15 protein-coding genes are annotated in these 16,586 nt (G+C 61.4%); 9 read left to right on the top strand and 6 right to left on the bottom strand.

Translation table 11 applies throughout. The features are described 5' to 3' along the window. Positions 1 to 143 precede the first annotated feature (143 nt). Positions 144 to 422, top strand: coding sequence for a DUF1145 domain-containing protein (locus ACA041_RS25815; RefSeq protein ID WP_497438418.1), 279 nt, complete (start codon positions 144 to 146; stop codon positions 420 to 422). Continuing rightward, positions 415 to 1,173 (top strand): collagen-like protein, encoded by a 759-nt coding sequence (locus ACA041_RS25810; RefSeq protein ID WP_497438417.1) that lies wholly within the window; start codon positions 415 to 417, stop codon positions 1,171 to 1,173. Before ACA041_RS25815 ends, ACA041_RS25810 begins: the two co-directional genes overlap by 8 nt. A 143-nt stretch (positions 1,174 to 1,316) precedes the next feature. Here the strand turns inward: ACA041_RS25810 and ACA041_RS25805 are convergent, their stop codons facing one another. Then, on the bottom strand, positions 1,317 to 1,781 hold the full coding sequence (locus ACA041_RS25805) for a CopD family protein (protein WP_497438416.1): 465 nt from the start codon (positions 1,779 to 1,781) through the stop codon (positions 1,317 to 1,319). Between the two features lie 99 nt (positions 1,782 to 1,880). On the opposite strand from ACA041_RS25805, the gene dinG reads away from it, so the two are divergent. The 5 genes from dinG to pdxH all read left to right on the top strand — a co-directional run bounded on the left by dinG (position 1,881) and on the right by pdxH (position 9,686). After that, entirely contained in the window at positions 1,881 to 4,025 is a 2,145-nt protein-coding gene (gene dinG, locus ACA041_RS25800) for an ATP-dependent DNA helicase DinG (protein WP_497438415.1), read from the top strand. A 96-nt stretch (positions 4,026 to 4,121) separates the two neighbouring features. After that, positions 4,122 to 6,545, top strand: coding sequence for a beta-agarase (locus ACA041_RS25795; protein ID WP_497438414.1), 2,424 nt, complete (start codon positions 4,122 to 4,124; stop codon positions 6,543 to 6,545). Positions 6,546 to 6,659: 114 nt separating this feature from the next. Next, positions 6,660 to 7,805: a serine hydrolase domain-containing protein gene (locus tag ACA041_RS25790; RefSeq protein ID WP_497438413.1), complete on the top strand. Its 1,146-nt coding sequence runs from the start codon at positions 6,660 to 6,662 to the stop codon at positions 7,803 to 7,805. A gap of 114 nt (positions 7,806 to 7,919) precedes the next feature. Continuing rightward, complete coding sequence (locus ACA041_RS25785; RefSeq protein ID WP_497438412.1) at positions 7,920 to 9,017, top strand: OmpA family protein; 1,098 nt, start codon at positions 7,920 to 7,922, stop codon at positions 9,015 to 9,017. 24 nt (positions 9,018 to 9,041) lie between these two features. Continuing rightward, complete coding sequence (gene pdxH / locus ACA041_RS25780) at positions 9,042 to 9,686, top strand: pyridoxamine 5'-phosphate oxidase (protein WP_497438411.1); 645 nt, start codon at positions 9,042 to 9,044, stop codon at positions 9,684 to 9,686. Between the two features lie 5 nt (positions 9,687 to 9,691). On the opposite strand, the gene ACA041_RS25775 is transcribed toward pdxH, so the two are convergent. Next, positions 9,692 to 9,928 carry a hypothetical protein gene (locus ACA041_RS25775; protein ID WP_497438410.1) on the bottom strand — a complete coding sequence of 79 codons (237 nt, stop codon included), beginning with the start codon at positions 9,926 to 9,928 and terminating at the stop codon, positions 9,692 to 9,694. 169 nt (positions 9,929 to 10,097) lie between these two features. Between ACA041_RS25775 and ACA041_RS25770 the strand changes: the two genes are divergently transcribed. Then, positions 10,098 to 10,562 (top strand): outer membrane lipoprotein, encoded by a 465-nt coding sequence (locus ACA041_RS25770; protein WP_064676178.1) that lies wholly within the window; start codon positions 10,098 to 10,100, stop codon positions 10,560 to 10,562. Positions 10,563 to 10,750: 188 nt separating this feature from the next. Here the strand turns inward: ACA041_RS25770 and nhaA are convergent, their stop codons facing one another. Continuing rightward, positions 10,751 to 11,929, bottom strand: coding sequence for a Na+/H+ antiporter NhaA (gene nhaA, locus ACA041_RS25765; RefSeq protein WP_497438409.1), 1,179 nt, complete (start codon positions 11,927 to 11,929; stop codon positions 10,751 to 10,753). A 239-nt stretch (positions 11,930 to 12,168) separates the two neighbouring features. Here nhaA and ACA041_RS25760 point away from each other — a divergent pair, with 239 nt between their 5' ends. Next, entirely contained in the window at positions 12,169 to 13,263 is a 1,095-nt protein-coding gene (locus ACA041_RS25760; protein ID WP_497438408.1) for a PLP-dependent cysteine synthase family protein, read from the top strand. A 136-nt stretch (positions 13,264 to 13,399) separates the two neighbouring features. On the opposite strand, the gene ACA041_RS25755 is transcribed toward ACA041_RS25760, so the two are convergent. The 3 genes from ACA041_RS25755 to ACA041_RS25745 all read right to left on the bottom strand — a co-directional run bounded on the left by ACA041_RS25755 (position 13,400) and on the right by ACA041_RS25745 (position 16,543). Further along, positions 13,400 to 15,013, bottom strand: coding sequence for an NAD(P)/FAD-dependent oxidoreductase (locus ACA041_RS25755; RefSeq protein WP_497438407.1), 1,614 nt, complete (start codon positions 15,011 to 15,013; stop codon positions 13,400 to 13,402). 95 nt (positions 15,014 to 15,108) lie between these two features. Beyond that, a complete protein-coding gene (locus tag ACA041_RS25750) occupies positions 15,109 to 15,774 on the bottom strand; it encodes a COG3650 family protein (protein ID WP_497438406.1) in 666 nt (221 codons plus the stop codon). Positions 15,775 to 15,943: 169 nt separating this feature from the next. Further along, positions 15,944 to 16,543: a short chain dehydrogenase gene (locus tag ACA041_RS25745; RefSeq protein WP_497438405.1), complete on the bottom strand. Its 600-nt coding sequence runs from the start codon at positions 16,541 to 16,543 to the stop codon at positions 15,944 to 15,946. Positions 16,544 to 16,586: the final 43 nt, after the last annotated feature.

Genomic DNA, 16,586 nt, shown 5'->3' with positions numbered 1-16,586 from the left:
GTCATAGAGCCGTCGGACAGACATCTTGGTAGGTCCGGCGGCCATTGGGCACCTTCCGGAAGAATTTGCACATTGCCCTCTGGCTTATCCCGTGTGGAAGCCGTTACTGTGCGTGCAAAGAATAATTCTCACGGAGGGAGCGTATGAAGGTGTTCTGGTGGCTGGGGAAGCTGTTGACCCTGCTGTTCTGGTTGGTGGTGCTGGTCAACCTGCTCATGCCGTTTATCAATCCGCTGCATTTACTGGTCAATATGGCTGGTACCCTATTGGCAGGCCTTCATCTGCTTGAGGCGGTATTTTGCTTTCGCAGCCTCAGAGGCCGCCCCCACCCATGGCTTGATCGCCTGAAAATCCTCTTCTTCGGCGTTTTCCACCTGCAAACCATTCCGGCTCCCACCGTATCGAAGGCTTCCCATGCGTAAACTCTGTCTGCTCGCCGCACTCGTCAGTCCATTGGCCTGCGCACAGGTGGTAAGCGTTGAAACCAACTCGCTGATGCGTTTGCCCAATACCGCCAGCACCTTGCATCTGGAACGCCTGGAAGTGGCGGATTACGGCACCTTGTTGATTCCTTCAAACGTGACCGAAGTGTCCGTCGACCAGTTGCACATGGGGCGTGAAGCGCGGATCGCGATCGTACCCAGCGAACAGGCCCTGGCGCTGAAGGTCAGTCGTGCGCAATTGTCCGAAGGCAGTCAGATCACCGCTCGCGGTGCGCCGGGAACCTACCTCAAGGCTGCCCGTTCCGGGCGCAACCTGACGTTGCAGATCAAGGCACTGAATGCGCCACAATTGTCGGTGGACGCGCGCGGTGGTGCGGGTGCACCGGGTTTTGTCGGTCTCGATGGGGCCAACGGACAGGCGCCGGGTTGCACCTGGGGCCAGGCCGGTCGCGGAGCCGATGGCAGCAATGGCAGCGACGGCCAGCCGGGAGCGTCGGGGGCGTTGGTCCGGCTGGAAGTGCCGCGCGATTACCCGATAGAACAGATCAAGGTCCAGGTCGCCGGCGGCATCGGTGGGCTGGCCGGCCCTGGCGGCAAGCCGGGGGCGGGTGGCAAGGCCAAGGGCTGTTTCGTATACAAGGCCGATGGCGGTAAGAGCGGGCGCCCTGGCGATGACGGCCAGCCGGGGCCTGCGGGTGCGGAAGGTTCGGTGACTGTTCAGCGGTTGTAATCCATTCCTGAGATATGTGTCGTTTGATCGATTGTCTTCGCGGGCAAGCCTCGCTCCTACGGGTTTGTGTCGTTCGCAATGTCTTGCACGACTCAAACCCTGTAGGAGCGAGGCTTGCCCGCGAAGGCGTCAGTCCAGCCGCCTCAAAACATAGGCCTGGCCGCAGCCACTGCCACCAGCACCAACCCAACCAACAGATTAATCCCCACCAACCTGCGAATCCTCCCCAGCACCGCCGCCCCCGTCGGCCAGTCCTGCGCCGTCACCGCCATGCGCAATTCCGGCAACAACAACGCCTGGATCCGGATAAACAGCGCAGTCATCACCACATACAACCCCATCATCACCTGCACATACCGCGGCGCGGTTTCAAAACCGGCGTACTGCATATGAATCATGCCCACGCCGCTGATCGGCAGAAGTACCACCGCCACCCAGACCCAGCGGAAAAAACCCTGAAACACTTCTACCCACAGCTTCAACCGGGCAGGCCCCTCCAGCGCCTTCATCGCCGCCGGGCGCAAGACCATCCAGGCGAAAAACATGCCGCCGACCCATACCAGGGCGGACAGGACATGCAGGGTATAAACGATGCCAAAAGGTGTCATTGAGGTACTCCGTTCTGCGCGGGATTAATTAGCGGGGTATGATAGCGACCGAACCGAACCACTGAAAATTTATCCAGCGTTTTTTGCGCCCGACAATCCATGATCAGCACCGAACTCAAAACCACGATCCAGGGCGCCTACTCGCGTTTTCTCGAAGCCAAGAGCCTCAAGCCGCGCTACGGACAACGCCTGATGATCGCCGAAATTGCCAAGGTCCTCGGTGCCATCGACACCGACGACGAAGGCCGGCGCAGTGGCGACCCCGCGATTGTCGCGGTGGAAGCTGGCACCGGTACCGGTAAAACCGTGGCCTACAGCCTCGCGGCCATCCCCACGGCGAAGGCCGCCGGCAAGCGCCTGGTGATTGCCACGGCCACCGTGGCCCTGCAAGAGCAGATCGTCTACAAGGACCTGCCCGACCTGATGCGCAACAGCGGGCTGAACTTCAGCTTTGCCCTGGCCAAGGGGCGGGGGCGCTACATGTGCCTGTCCAAGCTCGACATGTTGCTCCAGGAAGGCCACGCACAAACCGCCACGGCGCAGCTGTTCGAAGAAGACGGCTTCAAGATCGAGGTCGACGAGGCCAGCCAGAAGCTGTTCACCAGCATGATCGAGAAGCTCGCCGGCAATAAGTGGGACGGCGATCGCGACAGTTGGTCTACCGCCCTGGAAGACGCCGACTGGGCACGCCTGACCACCGACCATAGCCAGTGCACCAACCGCCATTGCCCGAACTTCGGCCAGTGCGCCTTTTACAAGGCCCGCGAAGGCATGGGCAAGGTCGACGTGATCGTCACCAACCACGACATGGTCCTGGCCGACCTGGCCCTCGGCGGCGGCGCGGTGCTGCCGGACCCGCGCGACACCATCTACGTGTTCGACGAAGGTCATCACCTGCCGGACAAGGCCATCGGCCACTTCGCCCATTACACGCGCCTGCGCTCCACCGCCGACTGGCTGGAAACCACCGCCAAGAACCTGACCAAATTACTGGCCCAACACCCGCTGCCGGGGGATCTGGGCAAGCTGATCGAACAGGTGCCGGAGCTGGCGCGGGAGATCAAGACCCAGCAGCAGTTCATGTTCACCGCCTGCGAGCAGGTCGCCGATTTCAAACCCGGCGAAGACGTCGAAGGCCGCGAGCGGCCGCGGCACCGTTTCGTCGGCGGGGTGATTCCCGAGCATATGCGCGAGATGGGCATCGAACTGAAGAAGGGCTTTGCCCGTCTGACCGACCTGTTCACTCGGCTTACCGAACTGCTCAAGGAAGGCATGGACGGCGAGGTCAACATCGGCATCGCCAGCAACCAGGCCGAAGAGTGGTATCCGCTGTTCGGCAGTCTGTTGTCCCGTTCTTCGGGCAACTGGGAGTTGTGGACCGCCTTCACCGTCGAAGACCCGGAAGACAACCCCCCCATGGCCCGTTGGCTGACCCTGGCTGAAAGCGGTTCGCTGTTCGACATCGAGGTCAACGCCAGCCCGATCCTCGCGGCGGAAATGCTCCGACGCAACCTGTGGAACGTGGCCTATGGCGCGCTGGTAACCTCGGCGACCCTGACCGCCCTCGGAACCTTCGATCGTTTCCGGATGCGCGCCGGCCTGCCGAAAAAAGCCGTCACCGCCGTAGTCCCGAGCCCGTTCCACCACGCCGATGCCGGTGTGCTGCGGGTACCGGACCTGAAGGCCGACCCGCGTGATGCGCCGGCCCACACCGCCGCGATCATTCGCGATCTGCCGCAATTGGTCGAAGGTTCCCGTGGCACCCTGGTGCTGTTCTCCTCGCGCAAACAGATGCAGGACGTATTCGACGGCCTGGATCGCGACTGGCGCAAGCAAGTGTTCATTCAAGGCAACCTGTCGAAACAGGAAACCCTGAACAAGCACAAGGCGCGGGTCGATGGCGGGGATTCCAGTGTGCTGTTCGGCCTGGCGAGTTTCGCCGAAGGGGTCGACTTGCCCGGTGCGTATTGCGAACACGTGGTGATTGCCAAGATTCCGTTCTCGGTGCCCGACGATCCGGTCGAAGCGGCGCTGGCGGAATGGATCGAAGCCCGTGGCGGCAATCCGTTCATGGAAATCTCCGTGCCGGATGCCTCGCTGAAACTGGTCCAGGCCTGCGGGCGTTTGCTGCGCACCGAAGAAGACCGCGGCACCATCACCTTGCTCGATCGGCGCCTGGTGACCCAGCGCTACGGCAAGGCGATCCTCAATGCGTTGCCGCCATTCCGTCGTGAAATTTCCTGAAACAGGGCTGGGCAATTTTGCCCAACCTGTTGTCTATCTCTCTACCATCGCTATTCCATTGGCCCATTGAAGGTCGTTAGGGAGAACTTCGTTCCTATGATTCGCCGTTCGTTGCCTGCTGTTTTTGTCCTGATGTTTGCAGCCCCTGTGCTGGCGGCCCCCGCCGGCCAACAGACGCTGTTCAACTTCGTGCGCCCCGCCGACGTGGTCCAGGTGGCGACTCAGGATGCCAGCCTGCCGCAAGCCAACGCCGAACAAACGGCTGAAGGCGAGGTGTTGCGCCGGGTGACGTTCAACCCGGCGGCGCAGCCAACCTTGCGCCTGAGCCCGCAAACCGGTGCCTGGGACTGGTCGCAGTCGGGTTTCATGAGCCTGCGGATTCAAAGCGCGATGAATTGGGCCGTGACCCTGCACGTGAAAATCCAGAGCAACGACGGCAAGACCCTGGTCAGCCGCGTCGATCTGCCGGCCGGCCCTGCGCAAACCTTGCTCGTGCCGCTGCAGCCGTTTACGCCATTGAGCCTGGGCATGAAAGCCGGGCCGCCGATGCCCATGACCTTTGACGGCCAGCGCGTATTGCTGGCCAGCAGCGCGGGTGAGCTGGAGCGCAGCCAGGTGGTGTCGGTGACCTTGTCGATGGATCAGCCGAAAGTCGCCCAGAGCATTCTGCTCGAGCGGTTCGGCGTGCAGGATGGCGAAGCGGTGACCAAAGCGGCTTATGGCGGCCTGGTGGACGCTTACGGGCAATCCACCCGCGGCAAATGGCCAGAGAAGATCGGCAACGACGAACAACTCAAAAGCGTCGCCGCCAAGGAACAGCAACAGCTGAAAACCTGGCTGGCCGAGCGTCAGAAGTCCTCGTTGGACAGGTTCGGAGGCAGGGAAAAAGGCCCGGTGTTCAAGGCCAGTGGCTTTTTCCGCACCGAAAAACGTGACGGGCGCTGGTACCTGGTGACCCCAGAAGGGCATCCGTTTTACTCGCTTGGGGTCAACACCGTGACTCCGGACGTCAATCGGACCTACATCGCCGGTCGCGAATGGATGTTCGAATCCCTGCCAAAACCCGATGAGCTGCTGGCCAGTCACTATGGCGAAGGCGACAACCGCGGAGGCAACGGTGCCGATCAGGGCCGTGGGTATAACGCCGGTCGCTGGTACGACTTCTATGGGGCCAACTTGCAGCGTGTGTATGGCGAACCTTGCGCCCTGGGCAGCGACACCAAGGCCGGTGTCGCCGAGGCGGCCAAGGCCGACGCGGTCGAGTCGACGGTCGACAAGGCCGCCGAGCAACCCGCCGCACCTGCAGCTGCCGAGTCCAAGGCCGGTGTCGCCGAAGCGACGAAGTCCGAGGCCGTTGCAGCAACGGTCGTACAAACCGCTGAACAGACAGCCGCCGAGCCGTGCAAGGCCGTGGTCGATGAAAAGCAATGGGCCAACCATGCGCTTGACCGCCTGCAGGCCTGGGGCTTCAACACCGTCGGTAACTGGAGTGCTCCGGTATTGGCCAACTCCGACCGGGTGCCCTATACCTTGCCGCTGTCGATCGTCGGTGATTACGCCAGTATCAGCACCGGCAGCGACTGGTGGGGCGGCATGCCCGACCCGTTCGATCCGCGGTTCGCCATGGCTACCGAACGTGCCGTCGCCATCGCTGCCCGCGACCATCGCGACGATCCGTGGCTGATCGGCTACTTCGCCGATAACGAACTGGCCTGGGCCGGTCCCGGCGACGACCCGAAGGCCCGTTACGCGCTGGCCTATGGCACCTTGAGAATGACCACCGACGTGCCGGCCAAACGCGCCTTCCTCAAGCAGCTGCGGGACAAATACCGCAACCAGGCGGGCCTGTCCAAAGCCTGGGGCATCGATTTGCCGGCCTGGGAACTGATGGAAGACCCGGGCTTCGTGCCGCCATTGCCGAGCGCTGAATACCCGGAAATCGAAGCTGATTTCAAATACTTCCAGAAGGTCTTCGCCGACACTTACTTCAAGACCATTTCCGATTCGCTGAAATGGCATGCGCCGAACCAGATGTTGCTGGGCGGCCGCTTCGCCATCAGCACCCCGGAAGCCGTGACCTCCTGCGCCCAGTATTGCGATGTGTTGAGTTTCAACATGTACACCCTGAAACCGCAGGACGGTTATGACTTCGCCGCGTTGCGCAGCCTGGACAAACCGGTGCTGATCACCGAATTCAACTTCGGCTCCGCCGATCGCGGCCCGTTCTGGGGTGGCGTGACGCAACTGGCCAAGGAAGAAGACCGTGGGCCGGCCTACGCGAACTTCCTCAAACAGGCGATGAGCGAGCCGTCGATTGTCGGGGTGCATTGGTTCCAGTACCTCGATCAACCGGTGACCGGGCGTCTGCAGGACGGTGAGAACGGTCACTTTGGCCTGGTGGGCATTACCGATCTGCCGTTCCAGGGATTTGTCGACAGTGTGCGCAAGAGCAACCTGGCGATCGTTGATCAATTGGGCAAAGAGGCCGGGAAGGCCAAGGCCGAGGAAAAGACGCCATGAATTGCTGATCTAGGCAAAGGCGACCAACCGCCGAGCCCGCCCCTGTTCCCAAAACCCTCAATGGCTGGAACAATGCGGGCCACTTTATAGTGCGTTTATCCAAGGGAGTTGCGGGTGCAGATTCAGGGTTATTACGATCTAAAGTTCGAAGCGGTGCGTGAGGCGTTCGCGGCGCTGTTCGACGATCCCCAGGAACGTGGCGCAGCGTTGTGCATCCAGATCGGCGGTGAAACCGTGGTCGATCTTTGGGCCGGCAGTGCCGACAAGGATGGCAGCGAAGCCTGGCACAGCGACACCATCGCCAACCTGTTCTCCTGCACCAAGACCTTTACCGCCGTCACCGCCCTGCAATTGGTGGCCGAAGGCAAGTTGCAACTGGACGCCCCGGTTGCCCGCTATTGGCCCGAGTTTGCTGCCGCCGGCAAAGGATCCGTGACCCTGCGCCAATTGCTCTGCCACCAGGCCGGTCTGCCGGCGCTGCGCGAACTGCTGGCACCCGAAGCGCTTTACGACTGGCAAACCATGGTCGATGCCCTGGCCGCCGAAACCCCGTGGTGGACGCTGGGTGAGGGTCATGGTTACGCCGCGATAACCTACGGCTGGCTGGTCGGCGAGTTACTGCGGCGTGCCGACGGCCGAGGGCCGGGCGAGGCCATCGTGGCGCGGGTTGCCAAGCCGTTAGGGTTGGATTTTCATGTCGGCCTGGCGGATCAAGAGTTTCACCGCGTGGCGCACATTGCCCGGGGCAAGGGCAGTGTCGGCGATGCCGCGGCCCAGCGCTTGCTGCAAGTGACGATGCGCGAGCCAACGGCCATGACCACGAGGGCGTTCACCAACCCGCCGTCGATCATGACCAGCACCAACAAGCCAGAGTGGCGTCGGATGCAGCAGCCGGCGGCCAATGGCCACGGCAATGCCCGCAGCCTGGCCGGGTTCTACGCCGGCTTGCTCGACGGCAGCCTGCTGGAAAGCGAGATGCTTGATGAGCTGACCCGCGAACACAGCCTCGGCGAAGACAAGACTTTACTGACCCGGACCCGTTTCGGCCTGGGTTGCATGCTGGATCAACCGGACGTCGCCAATGCGACCTACGGCCTTGGCCCTCGTGCCTTCGGCCATCCGGGCGCGGGCGGTTCCACCGGTTTTGCCGACCCTGAATACGACGTGGCCTTCGGTTTTGTGACAAATACCCTGGGGCCGTACGTCTTGATGGATCCACGGGCGCAAAAGCTGGCGCGGATACTGGCCACTTGTCTGTAAATCCTGCTCAAGGGTTCCAGGGCCGGAACCCAAAGGCCTTTATGTTTTCAAAGCGTCTGTTTATCCCGGGTCAATCCGGCCTGTTTTTTCATTACTTCATTTTGTGGAAATCCAATGTCATCCAATAAAACCCTCGCCTTGGCCCTGTGCTTCGCCATTACCGGTTGCGCACAAACTCCACAAAATGATTCGGATGGCAGCAGCTGGTGGCCGTTCGGTTCGTCCGACAAAGTCGCCAATAAAGAACCGGCTCCAGCAGCAGCCCCGGCTCCCCTCAAGCCTGCCGCGACTGCACCTGTCGCCAAGGCTGAAAGCGCCAGCCCATGGTACTGGCCGTTTGGCTCCGAAGAGGTGCTCGACAAGAAGCCGGAAGTAAAACCTGAAGCCAAACCGGTCGAAGTGGCCAAGGCTGAGGCCGCTGCCGGCGGCAAATGGTGGTGGCCGTTCGGTGGCAAGGAGCAAAGCACCGCCAAAGCCGTGCCAATGCCTGATCCGAAAGTCACCCAGGCCTGGCTCGACGATTACGAACCGCGTCTGCGCGCAGCCATCAAAGACAGCAATCTGCAGCTTGAGCGCCGTGAAAACGTTCTGGTGGTCACCGCGCCGGTAGAAGGCTCGTTCAACCCTGACCGTCCGGCCATGCTGCTGCCGGTGACGCTCGGTCCGTTCACCCGGGTTGCAAAAATTCTCGAAGTCGATCCAAAGACTGCCGTACTGGTGCTCGGTCACAGCGATACGTCAGGCGCCGCACCGGCCAACGTGAAGCTGAGTCAGGAGCGTGCCCAGTCCGTGGCCGCGATTTTCCGTCTCAGCGGTCTGCAACGTGATCGCCTGATGTTGCGTGGCATGGGCGGTGAAGCCCCGCGTGCTGCCAACGACAGCAATGAAGGTCGTGCCTTGAACCGTCGCGTGGAACTGCTGGTGACCCCGCAGAACACCATGGTGGCGCTGCTGAGCAAGTACAACATGCCGGCCCCGGCGCCAATACGCCTGGTCGCCGCTCAGGACGTCAAGCCAGTGGCCGCGCCGGTCACTCCTGCGCCAGCCGCGAAGAAAGCCGCTGTACCTGCTGCGAAGAAGGCGCCAGCCAAGAAAGCTGCCAAGGCTCCAGCCAAGAAAGCACCGGCTAAAACGCCGGCGAAAAAGACCGCGCCAGCCAAAGCCGCAGCCGCCGACAAGAAAGTCGCAGCTGCCGAAGCTGCAAAAAAGTGATCCGTTAACCAAAAGGAATGCGCCATGACCCAGGGCCTGGCTGATATGCGTCGCGACTACACCCGTGATGGCCTGACGGAGGCGCAAGCCCCGGCAGAGCCGTTCGCGCTGTTCCATCAGTGGTTCGCCGACGCGGTGAAAACCGAGCAGGCGCCGGTGGAAGCCAACGCCATGACCCTGGCCACCGTCGATCAGGACGGTCGGCCGCATTGCCGCATCCTGCTGCTCAAGGGACTGGACGAGCAGGGCTTCACCTTCTTCACCAACTACGACAGTGCCAAGGGCCAGCACCTGGCGGCGAACCCGTTCGCGGCCATGACCTTTTTCTGGCCGGCCCTGGAGCGCCAGGTGCGCATCGAGGGTCGGGTGGTGAAGGTAACGCCCGAGGAGTCCGATGCCTACTTTCAAGTCCGGCCGCTGGGCAGCCGGCTGGGTGCCTGGGCTTCACCGCAAAGTCGCGTGATTGCTGATCGTGACGAACTGCAAGCGCTGCTCAAGAACACCGAGCAACGCTTCAGCGACACCCAGCCTCACTGCCCCGAGCATTGGGGAGGTTATCGCCTGCTGCCTGAGCGCATCGAATTCTGGCAGGGCCGTCCGAGCCGCCTGCACGATCGCCTCAACTACCGTCTGGGCGCCAACTGGATTCTTGAACGTCTGGCACCCTGAGCAGTCTACCGAGCGGGATAGCCTGCCGCAGCGGCCTCCAGCCACTGGGGCAGGTCCCGACGCTTGATCTTCTGCGCCTGAGCGTTTGCCAATTGTTGCAGCATGAAGGCTTTCTTATGCTCATCGCTGCCAGCAAGGGCCAACGCCAGATCGCGGTCCATCCAGCGCTTGATCCGTACGTACAACCACCCATGGAAGTACAGGCCGGCGACAGTGGTGACGACAATGATGAAGTAATCCATGACAATCCTTGAGTCAGCGGGGCAGATCCCGGAATTTGCCGCTACTGTGTGGTGAGTTTGCGAGGGCGTCTGTACCGGAACTGAATGAAACCAATTTTATCCGGGCGATGCCGTGACAGGCGTCATGCTGCGGAGTTTAATGAATACCTGTCTTTTTGGAGTTAATGCTATGCGTAAGTCTGTTCTGTTGGTTGCTTCCTTTTCCACCATGGCGATGTTGCTCACTGGCTGCCAATCGAACCTGACCGGTGACTCCTATTCCCGTGACGAAGCGCGTCGTGTACAGACGATTCGCATGGGCACCATTGAAGCATTGCGTCCGGTAAAAATCGAAGGCACCAAGACCCCGATCGGCGGCGCAGCTGGCGCAGTTGTAGGCGGTGTCGGCGGTAGCGCCATCGGCGGCGGTCGCGGCAGTATCGTTGCAGCCGTCATCGGCGCAGTGGCGGGCGGTCTGCTCGGTTCCGCAACCGAAGAAGGCCTGACCCGCACCCAGGGCGTGGAAATCACCGTCCGTGAAGACGACGGCAGCATGCGCGCCTACGTGCAACAGGTTCAGGAAAACGAAGTGTTCCGTGTTGGCGAGCGTGTGCGGATTGCCACGGTGGATGGTACGAGCCGCGTTTCGCATTAAGCCGGACGAGGCAAAAGAAAACCCCGATCAGGTGACTGGTCGGGGTTTTTTTTCGGATGCAAGATTGGAGTGGCGGGTGATCTCATCTCCCCCTGTAGGAGCCAGCTTGCTAGCGATGGACGCCAACGATAACGCGTACTGCCTGAATGAATGCGTCGCTCAGGAGTCCATCGCGAGCAAGCTTGCTCCTACAGCGCGTGCTTGCGACTCGCCACTGCCGTCACCGCATACCCGATCACCGCCGCCAGAATCGAACCCGTCAGAATCCCCATCCGATCCATCCCGGCGTATTCACTGGCGCCCGGCACAAACGCCAGGGAGCCAACAAACAGACTCATGGTGAAACCGATGCCGCAGAGGATCGCCACGCCCAGTACCTGGCCCCAGTTGGCGCCTTGGGGCAGGGCGGCGATGCCGATTTTCACCGCCAGCCAGGTCAGGCCGAACACGCCGAGCATCTTGCCCAGGAGCAGGCCGACGGCGATGCCCATCGGCACGTCGTGGGTGAAGCTTTCGACGGTGACGCCGCTCAGGGACAGGCCGGCGTTGGCGAAGGCGAACAGCGGCAGGATGCCGTAGGCCACCCATGGATGCAGGGCATGCTCCAGGGTCAGCAGCGGCGAAGGTTCGGCATTGCGGGTGCGAAGCGGAATGCAGAAGGCCAGGGTCACGCCGGCCAGGGTGGCGTGGACGCCACTCTTGAGGACGCAGACCCACAGGATCAGGCCAATGATCATGTACGGCCCGAGCTTGACCACGCCCAGTCTGTTCATCGCGATCAGTGCCACGATGCAGGCGGCGGCAAGGCCCAGGGACAGGGTCGATAATGCGCCTGAATAGAAGATCGCGATGACGATGATGGCGCCAAGGTCATCGATGATCGCCAGGGTCATCAGGAACAGTTTCAGCGACACCGGCACCCGCTTGCCCAGCAGGGCGAGCACGCCGAGGGCGAAGGCGATGTCGGTGGCCATCGGAATGGCCCAGCCGCTGAGAGCTGGCGGGTTATCGCGGTTGAGAAACCAGTAGATCAGCGCCGGTACCACCATGCCGCCAATGGCGGCCGCGCCGGGCAAGACGATCTGTGACGGCTTGGACAGCTGGCCGTCGAGCACTTCGCGCTTCACTTCCAGGCCGATCAGCAGGAAGAACATGGCCATCAGACCGTCGTTGATCCACAGCAGCAAGGGCTTGGCGATTTTCAACGCGCCGATCTGGGCGACCACGGGGGTATCCAGCAGGCCGCTGTAGAGCCACGACAGCGCAGAGTTGTTGATGATCAAAGCCAGGGCTGCAGCGGCGATCAGTAACAGACCGCTGGCAGCTTCCAACTGAAAGAAACGCGTGAAAGTGCTACGCAGAGGCAAGGTCGCTCTCCATCGATTGGTTCAAAAGGTGGCACACCCTAACCCGTACCGTTAGTTGTTAAAACAAAAGTTATATTCTTTTTTGTTATATACCGTTACAACGGTAATGGCCGACTCGGAGCTGAGCCTAGCAGTTGCCGGGCGTATTGAACCTCAGCTGTATCTGTGCGTGATGTAGGATCTTTCCTAAGCTTGTCTGCTGAGCCTTGCACAAAGGCCGACTCGACGAGAAAACCACCATGAGCGACAACCGACAGTGGGCCCGCGAAGCCATCCGGATCATCGAAGCCGATTTCCAGCGCAGTGCCGATACCCACCTGATCCCCTTGCCGTTGCCGGGTTTTGCGGGCATCGAGTTGTATTTCAAGGACGAGTCCAGTCATCCCACCGGTAGCCTGAAACATCGGCTGGCCCGTTCCCTGTTCCTTTATGCGCTGTGTAACGGCTGGCTCAAACCCGGTGCGCCGGTGATCGAAGCGTCGAGTGGCTCGACGGCCATTTCGGAGGCGTATTTTGCTCGTTTGCTGGGCTTGCCGTTCATCGCGGTGATGCCCGCGACCACCTCCAAAGAGAAAATCGAGCAGATCGGGTTCTATGGCGGCAAGAGCCATCTGGTCGATGATCCGACGCAGATCTATGCCGAATCCGAACGTCTGGCCCGCGAGCAGGACGGGCATTTCATCGACCAGTTCACCTACGCCGAGCGCGCCACCGATTGGCGCGCCAACAACAATATCGCCGAATCGATCTTCCAGCAGATGCGTTTCGAACAGCATCCCGAACCGAGCTGGCTTATTTCCAGTCCCGGCACTGGCGGCACCACCGCGACCCTCGGGCGTTACGTGCGTTATCGCCAGCATTGCACCCGCGTGCTATGCGCCGATGCCGAGCGTTCGGTGTTTTTCGATTACTACCAGACGGGCGACGCCAGCCTGCGCCTGGATCATGGTTCGCGAATCGAGGGCATTGGTCGGCCCCGGGTGGAAGCGTCGTTCCTGCCCAAGGTGATCGACGCGATGGTCAAAGTGCCGGACGCCCTGTCCCTGGCGGCGATGCATTACCTGGCGCAGCACTTGGGGCGAAGAGTAGGCGGATCCAGCGGGACCAATCTGATCGGCGCATTGATGGCGGCTCAGCAGATGGTTGCAGCGGGCGAGACGGGGTCGATCGTGGCGATTTTGTGCGATGGCGGTGAGCGCTATGCGACCACCTATTACGATCAGGATTGGCTCAAGGCTCAGGGGTACGAATTGAGTGGTTTGATGGCCGCGGTGGCGGCTAGCGCCGAGCGCGGCGAACCGCTGCCGGACACTGTGCTGCGCGCCAATATCTAAGCTCGACACAACCCCCCTGTAGGAGCGAGGCTTGCCCGCGAAGAACGATGACGCGGTCTATCTGGAAGACCGCATTATCGTTCTTCGCGGGCAAGCCTCGCTCCCACGGGGAAATGTGTCGATCGTGGGTTTTTGGTCAGGCCTCGAGACCAAGGATATCGCGCGCTACCGCTTCCGCAATCCGAATCCCGTCCACACCCGCCGACAGAATCCCGCCCGCATAACCCGCGCCTTCACCCGCCGGAAAAAGGCCCTTCACGTTCAGGCTCTGCATCGACTCGTTACGGGTAATCCGCAGCGGCGACGAAGTGCGCGTTTCGATCCCGGTCAATATCGCGTCGTGCAGCGAATAACCACGGATCTGCTTCTCGAACGCCGGCAGGGCTTCGCGGATGGCTTCGATGGCAAATGCCGGCAACGCCAGCGCCAGATCACCCAGGGCAACCCCCGGCTTGTAGGACGGTTCAACACTGCCCAGCTCGGTGGACGGCTTGCCCGCGATAAAGTCGCCGACCAGTTGCGCCGGCGCTTCGTAGTTGCTGCCGCCCAGCACAAAGGCGTGGGATTCCAGGCGTTCCTGCAGCTCGATCCCGGCCAGCGGGCCGCCCGGATAATCGACTTCCGGGGTGATGCCGACGACGATCCCGGAGTTGGCGTTGCGCTCGTTACGCGAGTACTGGCTCATGCCGTTGGTGACCACGCGACCCGGCTCGGAGGTCGCCGCCACCACGGTGCCGCCCGGGCACATGCAGAAGCTGTAGACCGAACGTCCATTGCTGGCGTGGTGCACCAGTTTGTAGTCGGCGGCACCGAGTTTTGGGTGGCCGGCGTACTTGCCCAGGCGCGCGCGGTCGATCAGCGACTGCGGATGTTCGATGCGAAAGCCCACCGAGAATGGCTTGGCTTCCATGAACACGCCACGACCGTGGAGCATGCGGAAGGTGTCCCGGGCGCTGTGGCCCAAGGCCAAAATCACGTGTTTCGAATGAATTTGCTCGCCGCCGTTGAGTTCGACGCCGACCAGCTGACCGTCCTCGATCAAGACGTCGGTAACACGTTGCTGGAAGCGTACTTCGCCGCCCATGGCGCGAATCTGCTCACGCATGTTTTCCACCACGCCGGTCAAGCGGAACGTGCCGATATGCGGTTTGCTGACGTAAAGGATTTCTTCCGGTGCGCCGGCCTTGACGAACTCGTGCAGGACTTTGCGCCCGATGAATTTCGGGTCCTTGATCTGGCTGTAGAGCTTGCCATCGGAGAACGTCCCCGCGCCGCCTTCACCAAATTGCACGTTGGACTCCGGGTTGAGCACGCTCTTGCGCCACAGACCCCAGGTGTCCTTGGTGCGCTGACGCACTTCGGTGCCACGCTCGAGAATGATCGGCTTGAAGCCCATTTGTGCCAGCAGCAGCCCGGCGAAAATCCCGCACGGCCCGAAACCTACGACAATCGGGCGTTGCTGCAGGTCGGCCGGCGCCTGGCCGACCGCCTTGTAGCTGACATCCGGCGCCACGTTGACGTTACGGTCATCGGCGAACGTGTGCAGCAGCGCCGCCTCATCGCGAACGTTGAGGTCGATGGTGTAGATGAAGCACAGTTCGGAAGACTTTTTACGCGCATCGTAGCTGCGCTTGAACAAGGTGAAATCGAGCAGGTCATCACTGGCGATGCCCAGGCGCTGCACGATGGCAGGGCGCAGGTCTTCATCGGGATGGTCGATCGGCAGCTTGAGTTCAGTGATTCGTAACATGACGGGATCCGGTTCGCGGGGCGCACAACTGCGCCAAGGCGTATGAAACCGGCGATTATAAGCCCCAAAGGCGCATTCCCGTGAGGCTTAAACGATCAGTCGTCCCGGGATCCGCCGAAATACCCGCAGCCACGCTGAACCTTGCCGTCGATGCGCAGTTCGGCGCTCATGTGCTGGACACTGCCGGTGGTGCTGTCGACACAACGTTGTGGCGTGACCCACAGCTCGATGTGTTGGTTATTGGCTTCGGTGCTGAGGTTGAAGCGGCCATCGCCCAATTGTTCTTCAACGTACGGCACCGCCAATGGCTTTTGACCGACGCGGTCGATGATCATGCCTTTGGCGCTGACCCTGACGTTCCACTCAGGACCGTGGCCGGCAGCACGCAGGATCAACTTCTTGAAGTCTGGATCGTCACAGGCGGTGCCGGAACGCTCGACGCGGTAGAGCTGCTGCAGATCGAGCCGGTTATCGGCTCCATTGGCAACGATTCGGCCACGCACGTCGGCGAACAGCTTGCCCCGGGCATTGGCCAGGGTGGCGGCCTCTTGCAGGACGCTGGTGCCACCGGTGTCGTTGACCACGTAGCTGCGTTGTTCGTTGCATGGCACAAACAGCAGCTTGCCGTCGGCCGCCGTCAGTTGACCCTGCAGGCGGGTTTGTCCCGCCTGGGAAGCGCTTTCACGCGGTCCATCGAGTAATTGGCAGGCAGCGAACAGCGGAAGCAGGGCGACAAGGACTAAGGAACGGGCGACACGCATCTTTGGTTCTCCAGACAAGTGCCGACACGTTACTCAGCATGACCGCTCATCACAACCCCGCCGGCTCATGATTTGGGTGCATCGATCAACCTGTAGGAGCCGGCTTGCTGGCGATGGCGATCTTGAGGGCGCCATCGCCAGCAAGCCGGCTCCTACAGGTTGTGCTGGTTTAGCCGACGTGAAAAGTCTGGCCGGTCTGCAGGCCTTCGACGCTTTTGGCGTAGGCCAGCGCCACATCGGCTGCCGGAACCGGCTTATAGCCACGGAAGTACGGCGCGTACTTGCCCATGGCTTCGACCAGCACGTTCGGGCTCACCGAGTTGACGCGCAGGCCGCGCGGCAATTCGATCGCGGCGGCACGAACGAAACTGTCGATGGCGCCGTTGACCAGGGCTGCCGAGGCACCGCTGGCAATCGGGTCGTGGCTGAGCACGCCGGTGGTGAAGGTGAACGAGGCACCGTCATTGGCGAATTCACGGCCGATCAGCAACAGGTTGACCTGGCCCATCAGCTTGTCTTTCAGGCCCAGGGCAAAACTGTCTTCAGTCATTTCATTCAGTGCCGCGAAGGTCACGTTACCGGCGGCGCAAACCAGCGCATCGAACTTGCCGGTCTGTTCGAACAGTTGGCGGATCGAGGCGCTGTCACTGATATCCACATGGAAATCACCACTGCTGCGACCGATGCGGATGACCTCATGGCGCTCGGACAGCTCCTTGTCGATCGCTGTACCTATGGTGCCGCCTGCGCCTATCAAAAGAATTTTCATGGTGCTGATCCTCGTGAGCTATGAAAGAGGGCTCAGTGTAGGA

Source organism: Pseudomonas sp. LBUM1676 (assembly GCF_059695605.1).
Note: the sequence above shows the minus strand (reverse complement) of the source record. Positions and strands in the feature narration are given on the sequence as shown.